At 40.1% G+C, this 1769-nt stretch carries 2 protein-coding genes; both read right to left on the bottom strand.

From position 1 onward, the window contains the following. The coding region (locus H5202_RS21890) for a DUF3466 family protein (protein WP_182773895.1) at positions 1-764 on the bottom strand (764 nt) is incomplete at its 3' end. A gap of 25 nt (positions 765-789) precedes the next feature. Next, positions 790-1769: ATP-binding cassette domain-containing protein (locus tag H5202_RS21885; RefSeq protein ID WP_182773894.1), on the bottom strand; the 980-nt coding region annotated here is incomplete at its 5' end.

Genomic DNA, 1769 nt, shown 5'->3' with positions numbered 1-1769 from the left:
TCCACAGTTTTAACACTCGATGACGACAACGCAGTACTACCATAACCAACAACAAGGTTATTTTCATTTACATCGGCAGCAACAGATGAACCACCTAACTCAACCGTAGCAGCACTGGTATCACCGTCTTGTTCACGAACATAGGTTGTATAAGGAGGTAATAATGAAAATTCAACATCATTTTTTACTGCAATTGCACGTAGTTCGAAGTCACGATAATACCAAAGCTCTTGTGTTGTGCTTGTACCTTCATAAGCTAAGGTCTTTTGCTCACCAGTATAAGCGCCCACTTTGGTGCCATTACTGTTTAAACCATAGAAAAAGGTATCAACTGAATTAACAACGAGTTCACCATCACTGTCTACGTCAGTAGGATTAGTGGTACCGGCTAAGCTATAAAATGTAGGTTTCCAAGCACCTTCAGCGGCATTAGCACTAGTTGTTGAGGTAAAATTGTTTGCCTCTATTGGTGCCAGCACCGAATAGGTAATTGATTCTGCATCAGAAATACCATCTTCAACATCAATAATGCCGCCTTCAATGTCTTCGGTGCCAAGTTTCTTTTTACCTTTTGAAATACCGACAACTTCATCTTCACTGTTCACTGCCATGGCATAGCCATTACGTGTACCGTCAATAGTGCCTTTTAAGTCGAAATCTTCAATATTTACAATTTCATATACTGGCGCAGCTTGAACTGTTCCAACGACACTTAATACACCTATCGCAACAAGGGATAAGGCTTTATCAAACTTTAACTTCATGTAACTATTCCTGTTTTAATATGCTTTACTTCAGTGACTCAAGCTCTTCCCATCGCTCGAAGCAAACTTCTAAATTCTGTTCTTTTTCTACCAACAATTGCAATGTTTTATTGACCAAATCCTGCGGTTGATTATAAAAATCTGCATCACCTGCGGTTTGCTGCAATTGGGCAATCTCTTGCTCGAGCTTTTCCATTTGGCTCGGAAGCGTTTCTAATTCTTGTTGTAACTTGTAAGACAGTTTCTTTGCTGCTTTCTCAGGGATACTGACAGGCTTTGTTTCAACCACTGCGGAAGGTTGGACAACATTTTCAGCAACTGGTTCCTCAGAATAAAACTTTGCACCTTGGGCTACCGCATCTTGATAACCACCAACATACTCAGCCCATTGACCATTACCTGCAAACCACCAACTGCTGGTAACTGTATTGTCGATAAATGCTCTGTCATGACTCACGATAAGTGATGTACCGGCGATATCAGCAAGTAGAGACTCTAACAACTCTAGCGTCTCAATATCAAGATCGTTTGTTGGTTCATCCAGAATAATTAAATTGGCTGGACGTAATAATAATCTGGCCAACAATAAACGGTTCTTTTCGCCACCAGAAAGTGCTTTTACCGGAGTACGAGCTCGCATTGGCGAAAATAAGAAATCTTGTAGATAACTCAAAATATGGCGATCTTGGCCATTAATGGTGACGGTACTTTTACCCTCTCCAACGTTTTCTTCTACCGTTTTCTCAGGATCAAGGGCTTCGCGATACTGATCAAAATAAGCAACGTCTAACTTGGTACCAACTTTAATTTCGCCAGATTGAGGTTGAAGTTTTTCAATCAATAGCTTGATTAGCGTTGATTTACCGCAACCATTTGGGCCAATTAACGCGATACGGTCACCACGTATGACCGTAGTACTGAAATTTTTAACTAAATTTTTATCAGGCAAATTATAGTTAACGTTTTTAATATCAAATACTAACTTACCAGAGCGTTCGTTATCAG

The sequence above is a fragment of the Shewanella sp. SG41-4 genome (genome assembly GCF_014164505.1).
Taxonomy (GTDB): domain Bacteria; phylum Pseudomonadota; class Gammaproteobacteria; order Enterobacterales; family Shewanellaceae; genus Shewanella.
Note: the sequence above shows the minus strand (reverse complement) of the source record. Positions and strands in the feature narration are given on the sequence as shown.